Raw genomic sequence first — 14,086 nt, forward strand, 5'->3', positions numbered from 1 at the left:
AAAGCGGTGGGTCAGTCGGTATTAATGTTGACTGACCCACCGCTTTCGCGGGCAAGCCTCGCTCCTACAAGGGCTACGGGATTATTCGCCGGTAGCGATGCCCCGCGCCGGCTCATTGATCCACTCGCTCCACGATCCCGCATACAACGCCGCCAACGGATACCCCGCCAAGCACAACGCAAACAGGTTGTGGCAAGCCGTCACGCCGGAACCGCAATACGCCACCAACTCCGTCGGTGAGCGATCACCGAGTTTCGCCGCAAAGCGCTGCTTGAGCTGATCGGCCGACAGGAAGCGCCCGTCGCTGCCCAGGTTCTCGGTAAACGCCGCACATTGGGCGCCGGGGATGTGTCCGGCAATCGGGTCGATCGGTTCCACTTCGCCTTTGAAGCGCGGCAAGGCGCGGGCGTCGAGCAGGGTCAGCGCCGGTTGGCCGAGACGTTGCTGAAGCTGTTCGGCGCTGAGCAACAACGAAGCATCCGGCGTACCGTTGAAGGTGCCACGCAGAATCGAAGGTGCATCGAGACTCAACGGCAACCCGGCCCCGTGCCAGGCCTTGAGCCCGCCATCGAGGATGAACACACCATCACGCTTGCCCAGCCAGGCCAGCAACCACCACGCCCGCGCCGCGTAGGCACCGGGACCGTCGTCGTACAGAACCACTTCGCTGTCCGCATTGATGCCCCAGGCTTGCAGGCGTTCGATCAGGTCTTCGGGTTCAGGCAGTGGATGACGCCCGGTGACGCCTTTAACCACGGTCCCGCTGAGATCACGCTCAAGATCGGCAAAGCTCGACCCGGCGATATGCCCTTCGGCATAACTGCGCTGACCGTAGTCCGGGTCTTCCAGGGCAAAACGACAATCCAGAATCACCAGCCCCGGCTGCTCCTTTTTCAGGTCCAACGCTTGCGGGCTGATCAGTTGCGCAATGGGCATAACGGGCTCCTGTGCTTAAGTCGGTGCTTGATCCTACTTCACTTCTTCCAGGGCCTGGGCCAGTGGCACGTAAAACTCTTCGAACAGCGCATTCACCGCATCGCGCGCCTGATCGGTGACAAACCCGGCCTCCAGCACCAACACCTGATACACCCCGCGTTTGATTGCCTGCTCGCTCAAGTGCTTGGAATTTTCCCGCGTGGTGCACAGAAAGCGCACCCAGGACGTGAGGATGATCCAGGCATTGAGGGTCAGGGATTCAATCTGCACGCGGTCCATGTTCAGGATCCCGGCCTCGACGAACCCGACATAGATGGCGGTGCCCTGAATCACGCAGCGCTGGGAAAAGCGCCGGTAACGGGCGGCCAGATCAGGATCGCTCTCGAGCAAATGTTCGAGGTCGCGGTGCAAAAACCGGTAGCGCCACATGGCCGACAGCAGCTCCTTGAGGTAGTAGCGCTTGTCTTCCACAGTGGCAGCGCGACCCTGGGGCGGGCGCAGGAAGCTGTCCACCAGGGTTTCGTACTCACTGAACAACACGGCGATGATCGCCTGCTTGTTGGGGAAGTGGTAGTACAGGTTGCCCGGGGAAATTTCCATGTGGGCAGCAATGTGGTTGGTGCTGATGCTGCGTTCACCCTGCTGATTGAACAGCTCCAGGCTGTTCTGCACGATGCGCTCGCTGGTTTTGATCCGTGGGGCCATGGCTTGAGCTTTAATTCAGAGTGCGATGACGGAGCATCTTACGGCCAATCCGCGAGTGGATAAAACAAAGCTGCATCAGGAAGTCATTTGACTTTATAGAGCATAGACTCTAAAAAGTCCCTCATTACAATAAATCCGGAGCCGACCATGACTGCCGACATTGCCTACCTGCAGAACCTACAGCAGCCTTTGGACGAGCTCCAGACTTTGTTCGATGCGCAGCGGGCCGCCTATGCCGCCAACCCGATGCCAACCGCCGGCCAGCGCCAGCAATGGCTCAAGGCGTTGCGCGATCTGTTGAGCAATGAACGGCAGGCACTGATCGATGCGATCAGCCAGGATTTCAGCCATCGCAGCGCGGATGAAACCCTGCTCGCCGAGCTGATGCCCAGCCTGCACGGTATTCATTACGCCAGCCAGCACCTCAAGGGCTGGATGAAACCGTCGCGGCGCAAGGTCGGCATCGCCTTTCAACCCGCTTCAGCCAAAGTGGTTTATCAACCTTTGGGTGTCGTCGGCGTGATCGTGCCCTGGAACTACCCGTTGTACCTGGCCATCGGGCCGCTGGTGGGGGCGTTGGCGGCGGGTAATCGGGTGATGCTCAAACTCAGCGAATCCACCCCCGTCACCGGTTTGCTGCTCAAGGAGCTGCTCGCTCGGGTCTTCCCGCAAGACCTGGTCTGCGTGGTGCTGGGCGAGGCTGATATCGGCGTCGCGTTCTCCCGGCTGCGCTTTGATCACTTGCTGTTCACCGGCGCCACCAGCATCGGCAAACACGTGATGCGCGCGGCGGCCGAGAACCTGACCCCGGTGACCCTCGAACTGGGCGGCAAGTCCCCGGCCATCGTCTCCCGGGACGTGCCGCTCAAGGACGCCGCCGAGCGCATTGCTTTCGGCAAGACCCTCAACGCCGGGCAAACCTGCGTGGCCCCGGACTACGTACTGGTGCCGGAAGAGCGTATCGGCGCCTTCGTCGAAGCCTATCGCCACGCAGTTCGCGGGTTTTATCCGACCCTGGCTGACAACCCGGACTACACGGCGATCATCAATGACCGACAACTGGCGCGGCTCAACGGTTACCTCAGCGATGCCACCAGCAAGGGTGCGCTGCTGATTCCGTTGTTCGACCAGGGCCAGGGTCGGCGCATGGGCCATAGCTTGTTGCTCAACGTCAGCGACGACATGACGGTGATGCAGGACGAAATCTTCGGGCCGGTGCTGCCGATCGTGCCGTACAGCGATCTGGACCAGGCGTTTGCCTACATCAATCAACGACCTCGTCCGCTGGCGCTGTACTACTTCGGCTACGACAAGCGCGAACAGAACCGCGTACTCCACGAAACCCATTCCGGCGGCGTATGCCTGAACGACACGCTGCTGCACGTGGCCCAGGATGACATGCCGTTCGGCGGTATCGGCGCCTCGGGCATGGGGCATTACCACGGCCACGAAGGCTTTCTGACCTTCAGCAAGGCCAAAGGCGTGCTGATCAAACAGCGCTTCAACGCGGCGAAGCTGATCTACCCGCCCTACGGCAAAACCATTCAGAAACTGATCCAGAAGCTGTTTATCCGCTAACGATCCTCACCGCCGGGTAATAACAATAATGAGCCCAAGCTTGTCTGATACACCCGCGCTGTCACGCCGCGGTCTGCTGAAATTCAGCCTGGGCGCCAGTGCCTTCCTCGCCACGGCAGGATTGGGCGCGAGCCTCAGTGGCTGCTCCTCGAGTATTCCAGCCAATGGTTTTGCGATTCTGCGCAGCGGCGACCTGCTGTTTTTGCGCGCGTTGATTCCGGTAATGCTCGACGGCGCCGTGGCCGTCGAGAAAATGCCGGCGGCGGTCGATGGCACACTGAAAAACCTGGATAACGCCCTCAATCATTTGTCGCCGCAGATGCTCAAGCTGACTCAGCAACTGTTCGATGTGCTCGGGATGGCCGTGACCCGTGGGCCTCTTACCGGGATCTGGGGCAGTTGGGAAAATGCCAGTGCCGAGGAGATCCGGCACTTCCTCGACCGCTGGGAAAACAGTTCGTTGAGTTTGCTGCGCATGGGGCACAGCTCATTGCTGCAACTGGTGATGATGGCGTGGTACAGCCGCTCGGAATCCTGGGCGCATTGCGGGTATCCCGGGCCGCCTGCGGTTTGAGACCGAGTCGCGCCCTTCGCGGGCAAGCCTCGCTCCTACAGATTTACACGGACCCCTGTAGGAGCAAGGCTTGCCCGCGATAGCGCCAGCCGACCCACCACCGCCCTCAAAAATAACAACAAGAGAGCCTGAACATGCCCGTACCCGATCCGTTCCGCGAAGGCCTGGCCCGTGGCTGGAAAACCTACAACGGCGCGCAGTTGACCCAAGACCTGACCCTCGAAACGGACGTCGCCATCATCGGCAGCGGTGCCGGCGGTGGCACCACCGCCGAAATCCTCAGCGCCGCCGGCTACAAGGTGCTGCTGATCGAAGAAGGCCCGCTCAAGACCAGCAGCGACTTCAAGATGCTCGAAGACCAGGCCTACGCCAGCCTCTATCAGGAAGGCATCGGCCGCATGAGCAAGGACGGCGCGATCACCATCCTCCAGGGCCGCGCAGTGGGCGGCACTACGCTGATCAACTGGACGTCGAGCTTCCGCACCCCGGACCCGACCCTGGAACACTGGGCCAAGGAACACAACGTCAAAGGTCACAGCCCGACCGAGATGGCGCCGTGGTTCGAGAAAATGGAACAACGCCTGGGCGTCGCCCCGTGGATGGTTCCGCCCAATGCCAATAACGACGTGATCCGCAAAGGCTGCGAGCAACTCGGTTATAGCTGGCACGTGATCCCGCGCAACGTGCGCGGCTGCTGGAACCTCGGCTACTGCGGCATGGGCTGCCCGACCAACGCCAAGCAATCGATGATGGTGACCACCATTCCGGCGACCCTGGAAAAGGGTGGCGAGCTGCTTTACCTGGCCCGCGCCGAAAAACTCACGATCAAGGACGGCAAGGTCACCGGCCTCAATTGCGTGGCGATGGACGAGCGTTGCGTGGCGCCGACCGGTCGCAGCATCACGGTCAAGGCCCGGCATTACGTACTGGCCGGCGGCGGGATCAACAGCCCGGCACTGCTGTTGCGTTCCGCTGCGCCAGACCCGCACAAACGGCTGGGCACGCGGACATTCCTGCATTTGGTGAACATGTCCGCCGGGCTGTTCGACGAGGTGATCAATCCGTTCTACGGTGCGCCGCAGTCGATCTATTCCGACCATTTTCAATGGCAGGACGGCACCACCGGCAAAATGTCCTACAAGCTCGAAGTCCCGCCGCTGCAACCGGCGTTAGCGGCGACACTGCTCGGCGGTTTCGGCCAGGAAAACTCGCAACACATGGAAAACCTGCCCCACACCCACGCCATGCTCGCGTTGCTGCGCGACGGTTTCCACCCGGACAGCCCCGGCGGCAATGTCGAGTTGCGCGGCGATAACACGCCGGTGCTCGACTACCCGGTTTCACCCTACGCCTGGGACGGTTTGCGCCGCGCGTTCCACAGCATGGCCGAGATCCAATTTGCCGGCGGCGCCAAAGCGGTGATGCCGATGCACGCCGATGCGCGCTACGTGAAAACCCTCGCCGAAGCCCGCACCTTGATCGACGGTTTGAGCCTTGAGCTGTATCGCACCCGCTTGGGCAGCGCTCATGTGATGGGCGGTTGTGCGATGGGCGAGGACCCGAAAAACGCCGTGACGGACAGCCTCGGCCGACATCATCAGATCAGTAATCTGTCGATCCACGATGGCTCGCTGTTCCCCACCAGCATTGGCGCAAACCCACAATTGTCGGTGTACGGGTTGACGGCGCAACTGGCGACAGCCTTGGCTGATCGCCTGAAAAACCCATGAAAAACCACAATATTCCTATCGTCTATAGTGCTTTCTTACCTAACAGGCGACTTTCCCGACCGGGAAGGCTGCGATACCATCCGAGTCCCCAACGGACTCCCGCCAGGACGACGCGATGAACCGAGTGTTGTACCCAGGTACCTTCGACCCTATTACCAAGGGCCATGGCGATCTGGTCGAACGCGCCGCGCGCCTGTTCGATCACGTGATCATTGCCGTCGCTGCCAGCCCGAAGAAAAACCCGTTGTTTCCCCTGGAACAGCGTGTGGAGCTGGCCCGCGAGGTCACTAAACATCTGCCCAACGTGGAAGTCGTCGGCTTCTCGACGCTGCTGGCGCACTTCGCCAAAGAGAAGAACGCCAACGTGTTCCTGCGTGGTTTGCGCGCGGTGTCGGACTTCGAATACGAATTCCAGCTGGCCAACATGAACCGCCAATTGGCGCCGGATGTGGAAAGCCTGTTTCTTACGCCTTCCGAACGTTATTCGTTCATTTCCTCGACGCTGGTGCGTGAAATCGCGGCCCTGGGCGGCGATATCACCAAGTTTGTCCATCCAGCGGTGGCGGACGCCCTCACCGAACGCTTCAAGAAGTAACGACCGCTCAAGCGGCGCCCGCGTGCACTGCGGGCGCCAATGCGGCACAATTGCGCGCATTGGTTTATTGCGCCCGGGCCTGCCGCCCCGGCTGGAGTTAGCATGTCCCTGATCATCACCGACGATTGCATCAACTGCGACGTCTGCGAACCCGAGTGCCCGAACGCCGCGATTTCCCAAGGCGAAGAGATCTACGTGATCGACCCGAACCTGTGCACCCAGTGCGTCGGCCACTACGACGAGCCGCAGTGCCAGCAAGTCTGCCCGGTGGATTGCATTCCGCTGGACGAGGCACATCCCGAGACTGAAGAGCAGTTGATGGCGAAGTATCGGATCATTACCGGTAAGGCTTGATTCTTCTGGTGTCTGTGAGGACGCCTTCGCGGGCAAGCCTCGCTCCTACAGGGAACGCGCAAATCCTGTAGGAGCGAGGCTTGCCCGCGAAGCTTTTAAAGCTCACTCCCGCTGCTCAAACCCCTCCCCGATACACCCCAGGCACCGCACAAACGCGGCTTTCGCCGGGTCAACCACCAACGCCTGCCCCGCATCGCCCACTCCGCCACCCAGCGCGGTAAACGGCAACGACACCACAAACACCCCCGCACCAATCACCGTCGCCGCCACCAGCAAAGGTCGGGCAATCAGCAAGTCGCCGATCATGGCGTAGGCCGGTGGGTTCTGGATGGTGTAGCGCGGGTCGCCGCTGCCGTTTTCAGCCGCCAGCGCCGGCAGTCCGACGCTCAGCAGCAAGGCAACGACAAAGGTTCGAAACGAATTCATGGCACGGTCCTTCGGCTAGGCAGTGAGAACACTGACTATAGACCGTCGCACGTATCAGCTCTGGCAGCGTGGGCAAAAGACACTGGCGCGCTGGCCCAGCGTCACGCTACGCAACTCCGTGCCGCAGATTTTGCACGGCTCGCTGCCACGGCCGTAGACGAATAGTTCCTGCTGGAAATAACCCGGTTGGCCGTCGCCACCGATAAAGTCCCGCAGCGTCGTACCGCCCCGCTCGATGGCATGGGCGAGGATGCGTTTGATCTCGATCGCGAGTTTCAGGTAGCGCGCCCGGGAAATGCTCTTGGCTTCACGGCGCGGGTCGATGCCGGCGGCGAATAACGCTTCTGTCGCATAGATATTGCCGACGCCCACCACCACCGCGTTGTCCATGATGAACGGCTTGACCGCCATGGAGCGCCCACGGGACTGCTGGAACAAACGCTCGCCGTCGAACAGATCGGTCAACGGCTCCGGTCCCAGGCGAATCAGCAATTCGTGATTGAGCGGGTCGAGGCTCCAGAGCATCGCGCCAAACCGGCGTGGGTCGGTGTAACGCAACGCAAGGCCGGACTCGAGTTCGATATCCACATGTTCATGCTTGGCCGCCGGCGTACCGATTTCCACCAGACGCAGATTGCCCGACATACCCAAATGGCTGATCAGGGTGCCGACCTCGGCATTGATCAACAGGTACTTGGCGCGACGCTCCACCAGCACGATGCGCTGGCCGGACAGGCGCACATCCAGGTCTTCGGGAATCGGCCAGCGCAGGCGCCGCTCACGCACGATGACCCGGCTGACGCGCTGGCCTTCCAGGTGCGGGGCGATGCCCCGGCGGGTGGTTTCGACTTCTGGCAGTTCAGGCATGGCGCTCTCAGGAAGTTCCGCGGCCTCAGTGATGAGCGCCGAGGTCACGAATCGTTTGTTTGAGGGTCTCGAAATCGTAATCCGAGAGGCCGACATAATCGAGCACCAATGGCCCGACGCTGTTCCACTCATGGTCTTCGGTCTGGCTGCCCAGCACCCGATAGGACGCGCAAATGTGCTCGGCCATTTTCAGGATCGACAGCAGGTTTTTCAGCTGACTGTTGCGCGAGGATTCATCACTGAAAATCGCCAGGGCATTGTGGTGATTGGCGATGGCGGCGCTGATGTGCTCCGGCAAGCGCCAGGACTTGGCGGTGTAGTAACCGACCACGGCATGGTTGGTGTTGTACACCCGGTTTTCGGTGTCCACGACCCGGCAGTCGGCACTCGCGCTGGCGTAGGCCTCTTCCAGGGTTTTCATGTAATCGGGAAAACGCTTGAGCATCAGCGGCACGCCGCAATCGTGAAACAGACCCAACGCATACGCCTCGTCCCCGGCCTGGGAGCCGATGCGCTTGGCCAACGTCAGGCACGTCATCGCCACATCCTGCGCCGTGTCCCAGAACCGGTTCAGGGTGACGATGGTGTCGTCATTCATCTCGCCCTTGATCGACTGCGCGTTGATCAGGTTGATGATCGAACGGCTGCCCAACAGATTCACCGCACGCTGGATCGAGGCGATCTTGTTGCTCAAGCCGTAATACGGCGAATTGACGATTTTCAGCAATGCCCCGGAGAGGCCCGGGTCCTGAGCGATCAGTTTCGCGATCACTTCCAGGTCCGGATCAGGCATGTACTGCTCCATCTGCAGATCCACCATGATCTGCGGCTGGGCCGGCACGCTGATGCCTTGCAGGGACTGTTGAATCTGTTCGGAAGTCAGCTCTTGGGACATAAGTACACACTCTGGGACAGGCGCCGATTCTAACCTTTATAAAGTTGGATCCGACACCTTGGCTGGCCTTTTGGACAAAGTTTCATGTCGGCGTTGCATTCGAAATCGCTTTCGCGGGCAAGCCTTGCTCCTACAGGTTTTGTGTCGTACGCATTTCCGCGATCAATACAAAACCCGTAGGAGCAAGGCTTGCCCGCGAAGGCGTCATCAGCGTTTCATCGCCCACCCAGCCCGCCCAAAGCCTCAACACGCTATACTCCCGCTCTTTTTTCCGGAGCGACGTCATGTCCCTGCCTAGCCTGCGCCTCAAAGCCAACGCCGACCGACGCCTGCGAAACGGCCACTTGTGGGTCTACAGCAACGAAATCGATGTGGCCGCCACCCCGTTGCACGGCTTCAAGGCCGGTGACCAGGCGATCCTCGAAGCCGCCAGCGGCAAGCCGCTGGGCATCGTTGCCATGAGCCCGAACAACCTGATCTGCGCCCGCCTGCTGTCGCGCGACGTCAAGTTGCCGTTGGACAAATCGCTGCTGGTGCATCGCCTGAACGTCGCCCTGTCCCTGCGCGATCGCCTGTTCGACAAGCCGTTCTATCGCTTGGTCTACGGCGATTCCGACTTGCTGCCAGGCCTGGTTGTCGACCGTTTCGGCGACATCCTGGTGGTGCAGATCGCCTCGGCAACCATGGAAGCTCATAAAGAAGACGTGATCGCGGCGCTGACCCAAGTGCTCAAGCCAAGCGGCATTCTGTTCAAGAACGACTCCGCGGCCCGTGACGCTGAAGGCCTCAATCGCTACGTCGAAACCGTGTTCGGCCTGGTGCCGGAGTGGGTGGCGCTGGAAGAGAACGGCGTGAAATTCGAAGCCCCGGTCATCCAGGGCCAGAAAACAGGCTGGTTCTACGACCACCGCATGAACCGCGCACGTTTGGCACCGTATGCCAAAGGCAAGCGCGTGCTTGACCTGTACAGCTACATCGGCGGCTGGGGCGTGCAAGCGGCCGCGTTCGGCGCCAGTGAAGTGTTCTGTGTCGATGCGTCGGCCTTCGCCCTCGACGGCGTCGAGCGCAACGCCGCGCTGAACGGCTTTGCCGAGAAAATGACCTGCATCGAAGGCGACGTGTTCGAAGCGCTCAAAGAACTGAAAGCCAGCGAAGAGCGTTTCGACGTGATCGTGGCCGACCCGCCGGCGTTCATCAAACGCAAGAAAGACATGAAGAATGGTGAAGGCGCTTACCGTCGCCTGAACGAGCAAGCCATGCGCCTGCTGAGCAAGGACGGCATCCTGATCAGCGCTTCGTGCTCGATGCACCTGCCGGAAGACGACCTGCAAAACATCCTGCTGACCAGCGCCCGTCACCTGGATCGCAACATCCAGATGCTGGAACGTGGTGGTCAGGGCCCGGATCACCCGGTGCACCCGGCCATCGCCGAAACCCGCTACATCAAGAGCATCACCTGCCGCCTGCTGCCAAACAGCTGATTGCGCGGGTTTGACGGGGGCCAACAGGCTCCCCGTCTACTTTTAACCGGCGATTTCTCGCCTTATAGTTCTGTTGTATCCCCCCCTGAATCCTTCCGTTTCTTACACTTGCCGTCCTACTGACGTGCAGGAAGTTTCCCTGCATCTTTTGATCTAAAGAACACGGACTACAAGTTAGCCTGGACGTGAAGATCGCTCCCACAAAATTACTGGAACATTCCTACCGAATTCCCCCTTGATAAGAACTCATTACAAACTATGATTGAGTTGTCACCAAGAAGTGGCACTCACTATCACTTACAAGGAGTTCAAAACATGAAAGCAGTTACTCTGGAAACCAACAAAATCGCTAACCTGGCTTTTCTGGTCGCACCAAAAGCCCGTTAAGTAATTGAGACGCTGGGGAGTGCCGGCTTACCCAGCGTTTTCTATGGCACAGCCCAGAGTGAAGCGCCCGTCATGCATATAAACCCTCATCTATTCATACTGCCCCGTACGCCTGGCCAAATCGTCTGGGATTACAGAAACCATAAGCAGTTCGAACTTAATCTCGAGTATTCAACCCGACTTGCACAACTTATCGACGACCCTGACGCGTTCGATACTCACAACATAATAGACACTCAATTCCTGAACACAGGAATACTGACAACTTCAGCACAAGACACTAACGAATGGGGCTGGGATGAACTATCAAAGATATTTCACATCGGCACCAAGAACATACCTTGCGAATATACCCCACAGAATATCCATGAATGGTCGAGACATTATCTGGACCATTGCAACGACGTATTAACCTCCAGCGCACCCGACTGCGCTCTCGCGCTCCGTCCAACCAGCCAGCTGATCAACCTGCCCGCGCCGTCCGGGTTGCCCGCCGACAGCCTGGCCAATGCCCTGGCGCTGCGTAAGACCTGCCGATCCTTCACCGGCAAGGCGCTACCCCTTGGCGACGTCAGCACGTTGCTTTATTGGTCCCTCGGCTACCTGAAAGAGCGCGAAGGCGATATCGACGAGACGATAGCTGAAGGCCTGACCGCCCGCCGCAGCAGCCCTTCGGGTGGAGGCTTGAATGCCTGCGAAGGGTTTCTGCACGTGCAAAGCGTCGATGGCCTGGAGCCCGGGCTCTACGCCTACCACCCGGCCGATCACGCATTGAGCTTCGTCAGCGCACTGCCCGGCTCTCCTCTGGGTCAGCTGCTGTGCGGGCAACACTTCATCAATAACCTGCCCGTTGGCTTGTTCATCACGGCGCGCTTCGACAAGTTGTGGTGGAAATACCAACACTCCCGGGCTTATCGAATGGCCTATGTCGAGGCAGGTCATATTTCCCAGACCTTCCAACTGGTGGCCACCACACTGGGCCTGAATACCTGGCTGACGGGCGCGCTGACGGACGATCAGGTCGAAACGCTGCTGGGGCTTGAGGACAGCGCGGAACAACCGCTGTTTTTTGTCGGTTGCGGCGAAAGTGACGGGCAAGTGATGTGCAAGGAATTGAAAGCGCTGCTGAACGAGGACCGGCAACAATGACCAGTACCTCTTCCCTCCCGGACTTCTGGGCCCAGCGTTTCACCTTGGGCGACTGGAATACCCGAGCCTCGGTGAGAGCCAGCACGCACACCTACCTGTTACCGCCAGACCTGGAACAACAACTGGAAACGCGACACTGGTTTCCGCCAGCCTTTCTGCCTTACCTGAGTCACCCGAGCATCAAGGCAGCAGGCCAATCGGTCATCCATCGTTTATCGGCCAATCACCTGGTGTATTTCCTCGACTACACCACCCTGCTGGAACACCGCATCGTCAACCGTTCAGTGGAAACCATCGTCCATGGCGAACTGGACATCAGCATTCCGCTGCGGATGAAAACCGCCGCCTTGCAGCTCTACACCGACGAAGGTTTTCACGCGCTGTTCTCCAGCAGCCTCGCCGAGCAGATTGCCGAGCATTACGGCATCACCCGGCGACCCGCGATGCCACGGCGGATAACCCGGCTGAATGCGCTGCTCAACCAAGCCCCGGAACGGCACAAGGCGCTGGCCTGGTTTCTGGTGGGCTTCGTCTCGGAAACGATCATCGCCAGCGAGCTGCTCGACGTTTGCCGCGACACCCTGGTGTCCAGCGTCCAGGAAATGCTCCGGGACCACCTTTCGGATGAGGCTCGCCACAGTCGTTATTTTTCAGAAGTGTTCCATTACCTGTGGCTGACCCTGACCAGCAGTCAACGCACGTTCGCCGCCAAATACCTGGTGGAGATCATTCTGTTGTTCTTTGAAATCGATGATCGGTGGCTAAAGGACAGCCTGCACGACGCGGGTCTGAACAGCGCCGGTGTCGCCGACATTCTCGCCGGGCTGGCGGGTTCGCCAGCCGTGGTTCAGCGTGCGCGCTCGGGCGCAGGTGCTACGCTCCAGGCCCTGCGCAACGCCGGGTTCTTTGACTTGCGCAGCAACCAGCAACTTTTCGCTCAGGCAGGACTTGTGGATGAATGAAACAGAATCGGCGGTCAACCTGAAAAAACGCCGCGGCGCCATCGCCCTGCTGATGACCATGGTATTGCTTGGGGTCTTTCCGCTGGATGTCCTGCTTCCGTCATTCCCGGCGCTGTCGGAACACTTTCGGACCACTCCCGCCAACATTGCGCTGTCGATCAGCCTGTTCGCCGTCGGCATCGCTCTGTCCCAATTGCTGATCGGACCGCTCTCGGACGTGATCGGCCGCAAGCGATTGCTGCTGGCCGGCATGGCGGTGTCGATGATGGGAGCGACCGGGTGCGTGCTGTCCACAGACTACTCATTCTTCCTGTTCTTCCGTGTGGTCCAGGCGGTTGGCTGCGGCTGTTTCGTGCTTTCACAGGCGTTGGTGCAGGATCTGTTCAGAGGTGAAGAACGTGATCGCTTGCGGATTCTCATGGTGACCGCAACCGGGGTTTTCATTTCGGTCTCGCCACTGGCCGGCACCTTCCTGCAAACCACAATGGGTTGGCAGGGCAGCTTTATGCTGTTTATCGCACTGGCTGCGCTGGTATTCGTCAAAACCTGTTTTTTTCTGGAGCGCAGCCACCCTGGAGCGACAGGCGGCCGACCGAAAATAATCCAATCCTATCGACGGGTGTTCAGCGACTTCGAGTTTCTGGGTTATTGGCTGATATCGGCGTTTGCCTTCGCTTGCCATTTTTCGTTCATCGTCATCTCACCATTGATCTTCATGGAGCAGCTTCACCTCGCACCCTATGACTTCTCGCTCACCTTACTGGTCTACGGCGTGGCTTATCTGGTCGGGGGTATCGTGGCAACCTGGCTGACCCATCGAATCAGTACCAGCCACCAGATCATTATCGGGCTGAGCCTGATTCTCCTCTCGGGGCTGAGCATGCTCTACCTGTCACTGCACTTTCCGTTGTCTGCAGTCACCGTCCTTACGCCCATGCTCATTTGTACCGCCGGCACCACTATCGCGCGGCCGGCTGCCACGTCCAGAGCCATGAGCCTGTTTGCGGACAGTGCCGGGACTTCCGCCTCGGCGGGTAGCACGCTGATCTTTATTTGCGGTGGTTTGATCAGTGCCTTGATCAGCCTGAGCCCGGCCAATTTGCAAGCCACGCTGGGCTACAGCTTCATTCTGCTTAGCAGCCTGGCGTTGCTGATTAACGGTCGCATCAACGCCCGCGCGAGCAACATCAGACCCAGCCCGAATTGCGAGTAATGGCTACCGGCGGTCATCCCACACGCTACGTCAGCGCTGGATCAACACTTTCCGCCATTCCCTCCTGACGCCAGCGGTGTAGAATCGCGAGATTCATCGCCATTCATCCCCCGGCGGGTTTATGAGCTCAGGCTGAGGCAAGCGGCGATCCCGCAAAGTCATCGGCAACTTCCGGACACACGGCCATTTCTGAGTGTTCCAGACGTCAATAGAAGCTCACTCCCCTTTGATACC

General features: G+C 59.6%; 14 protein-coding genes. 9 read left to right on the top strand and 5 right to left on the bottom strand.

The features are described 5' to 3' along the window. Positions 1-81: 81 nt before the first annotated feature. Positions 82-936, bottom strand: coding sequence for a sulfurtransferase (locus BK667_RS09065; protein WP_123597412.1), 855 nt, complete (start codon positions 934-936; stop codon positions 82-84). A gap of 33 nt (positions 937-969) precedes the next feature. Beyond that, on the bottom strand, positions 970-1,641 hold the full coding sequence (locus BK667_RS09070) for a TetR/AcrR family transcriptional regulator (RefSeq protein WP_123509810.1): 672 nt from the start codon (positions 1,639-1,641) through the stop codon (positions 970-972). Between the two features lie 147 nt (positions 1,642-1,788). Between BK667_RS09070 and BK667_RS09075 the strand changes: the two genes are divergently transcribed. The 5 genes from BK667_RS09075 (at position 1,789) to BK667_RS09095 (ending at position 6,472) form a co-directional block, all read left to right on the top strand. Further along, positions 1,789-3,219, top strand: coding sequence for a coniferyl aldehyde dehydrogenase (locus BK667_RS09075; RefSeq protein WP_123597413.1), 1,431 nt, complete (start codon positions 1,789-1,791; stop codon positions 3,217-3,219). Positions 3,220-3,247: 28 nt separating this feature from the next. Continuing rightward, positions 3,248-3,793: a twin-arginine translocation pathway signal protein gene (locus BK667_RS09080; protein WP_123597414.1), complete on the top strand. Its 546-nt coding sequence runs from the start codon at positions 3,248-3,250 to the stop codon at positions 3,791-3,793. A gap of 134 nt (positions 3,794-3,927) precedes the next feature. Continuing rightward, positions 3,928-5,523 (top strand): GMC family oxidoreductase, encoded by a 1,596-nt coding sequence (locus tag BK667_RS09085; protein ID WP_123597415.1) that lies wholly within the window; start codon positions 3,928-3,930, stop codon positions 5,521-5,523. Between the two features lie 115 nt (positions 5,524-5,638). Continuing rightward, positions 5,639-6,118 carry a pantetheine-phosphate adenylyltransferase gene (coaD, locus tag BK667_RS09090; protein ID WP_007945531.1) on the top strand — a complete coding sequence of 160 codons (480 nt, stop codon included), beginning with the start codon at positions 5,639-5,641 and terminating at the stop codon, positions 6,116-6,118. Between the two features lie 102 nt (positions 6,119-6,220). Beyond that, entirely contained in the window at positions 6,221-6,472 is a 252-nt protein-coding gene (locus tag BK667_RS09095) for a YfhL family 4Fe-4S dicluster ferredoxin (RefSeq protein WP_010466792.1), read from the top strand. Positions 6,473-6,574: 102 nt separating this feature from the next. Here BK667_RS09095 and BK667_RS09100 read toward each other — a convergent pair whose 3' ends face one another. The 3 genes from BK667_RS09100 to BK667_RS09110 are packed head-to-tail and all read right to left on the bottom strand — an operon-like array spanning position 6,575 to position 8,606. Beyond that, entirely contained in the window at positions 6,575-6,898 is a 324-nt protein-coding gene (locus BK667_RS09100; protein ID WP_123509805.1) for a multidrug transporter, read from the bottom strand. Positions 6,899-6,952: 54 nt separating this feature from the next. Beyond that, entirely contained in the window at positions 6,953-7,765 is an 813-nt protein-coding gene (mutM, locus tag BK667_RS09105; protein WP_123509804.1) for a bifunctional DNA-formamidopyrimidine glycosylase/DNA-(apurinic or apyrimidinic site) lyase, read from the bottom strand. Positions 7,766-7,790: 25 nt separating this feature from the next. After that, a complete protein-coding gene (locus tag BK667_RS09110) occupies positions 7,791-8,606 on the bottom strand; it encodes an HDOD domain-containing protein (protein WP_185058200.1) in 816 nt (271 codons plus the stop codon). Positions 8,607-8,944: 338 nt separating this feature from the next. Here BK667_RS09110 and BK667_RS09115 point away from each other — a divergent pair, with 338 nt between their 5' ends. From BK667_RS09115 to BK667_RS09130, 4 genes are all read left to right on the top strand, one after another. Further along, positions 8,945-10,141, top strand: a complete 1,197-nt coding sequence (locus tag BK667_RS09115) for a class I SAM-dependent rRNA methyltransferase (protein WP_123509802.1) — start codon at positions 8,945-8,947, stop codon at positions 10,139-10,141. A 459-nt stretch (positions 10,142-10,600) separates the two neighbouring features. Continuing rightward, the gene (locus tag BK667_RS09120; RefSeq protein ID WP_123597416.1) at positions 10,601-11,677 is read left to right on the top strand and encodes a SagB family peptide dehydrogenase; all 1,077 of its coding nucleotides are present in this window, start codon (positions 10,601-10,603) and stop codon (positions 11,675-11,677) included. After that, positions 11,674-12,639: a diiron oxygenase gene (locus BK667_RS09125; RefSeq protein WP_123509800.1), complete on the top strand. Its 966-nt coding sequence runs from the start codon at positions 11,674-11,676 to the stop codon at positions 12,637-12,639. The genes BK667_RS09120 and BK667_RS09125 overlap by 4 nt, the downstream gene beginning before the upstream one ends. Next, positions 12,632-13,852, top strand: coding sequence for an MFS transporter (locus BK667_RS09130; RefSeq protein WP_123509799.1), 1,221 nt, complete (start codon positions 12,632-12,634; stop codon positions 13,850-13,852). Before BK667_RS09125 ends, BK667_RS09130 begins: the two co-directional genes overlap by 8 nt. Positions 13,853-14,086: the final 234 nt, after the last annotated feature.

It is taken from the genome of Pseudomonas frederiksbergensis (assembly GCF_003732705.1).
GTDB lineage: Bacteria > Pseudomonadota > Gammaproteobacteria > Pseudomonadales > Pseudomonadaceae > Aquipseudomonas > Aquipseudomonas frederiksbergensis_F.